We start from the raw sequence: 1,110 nt of genomic DNA, 5'->3' as shown, positions 1-1,110 counted from the left end.
CCTATGTACCGTTAATTACATCAATGGGCGTTACGGACAAACATTCGGCGCCACCAGCTCCGACGCACCGGTGCGGTGCTCACGCGATCGGCCGGTGCCTTCCCCGAAGTCGGGGTGCTCCCCTCGGCCCCGTCTTCCCCGCCTTCCCGGCGTGCGGTACCCCTGCTCGCCGGCTCGTGGGTCTCCCTGCTCGCGGCCGTCCCCGCGGGCAGGGGCGCGCCGGCTACCGGCCGGCTGCCACCCGCGACGCCGTCGGCGCGCTCCGTGGGAGCCCGCCGCTCCCCGGAAAGCTCGGTTACCGTACCGCCTGGCGACGGCGAGGCATGCGATGCACCACCTGCCGCATCGAGCGAGGCCGGGACGATCGTGCTGCCCAACACGGACATCGCCTCGTCCAGAGCGGCCAAGGCCTGGCCGATCGCTGTGACCGGATCCTCGGCGCGCTCCGGGGCCGGCACGGCCGACGCCGCACCCGCCTCGACCGCCGCCGCACCCGCCTCGGCGACCGGGTCGGGCTCGACGACCTCGACCACCAGCTCGGCGGCTGGCTCCACGAGCAGGTCCACCGGCTCGCCATCGACCGCCTGCTCATCGGTGCCTGTGGCCGTGACCGCCTCGGCGGCGGCGACGGCAGGCTCAGACCCCACAGGAGCACGTTCAACCGACGCGGAGACGTCGGGAACAGGCTGGGCCGACGAGGACTCGGCCGACGCGGACGCATCGGGAACAGGCTCGGCCACGGCGGGAGAAGTGACCCCCTCGGCGAACGCCGAGGGGGCGACGCCGGCGGATTCCGCGGCAGGAGCGGATTCCGGTTCCTCGGGCGGCGAGGTCGCCGCGAGCGCCAGACGGTTGAGAATCAGGCCGTCGGGACCCTGACCCCGGTCCAGCCGCCCCGCCTGCGCGAGCTTCCGGCAGACCTGGTTCACCGTGCCCCGGCTCGCCCCGATCGCCGCCGCCAACCTGCCGTCGTCCAAACCCGCGGGAACCTTGGCAAGCTGGTCGAGTATCCGGTCAGCAACAGTAGCCACAAAGCGGGACGGTATACGCCATCTCCTATTCGCCGACAAACGGGGTCACCCCACGGGATCTGTCGCTGATCTTGTGATC

Annotated in this window: 1 protein-coding gene; it reads right to left on the bottom strand. The window is 71.9% G+C overall.

The annotated features are described in order from the left end of the window. Positions 1–20: 20 nt before the first annotated feature. Complete coding sequence (locus tag AC08OQ_RS15865) at positions 21–1,031, bottom strand: MarR family transcriptional regulator (RefSeq protein ID WP_476601695.1); 1,011 nt, start codon at positions 1,029–1,031, stop codon at positions 21–23. Between the last annotated feature and the right edge of the window lie 79 nt (positions 1,032–1,110).

This window comes from Frankia sp. CcCS3 (assembly GCF_977927575.1).
This window is presented reverse-complemented; position numbering and strand designations above follow the sequence as displayed.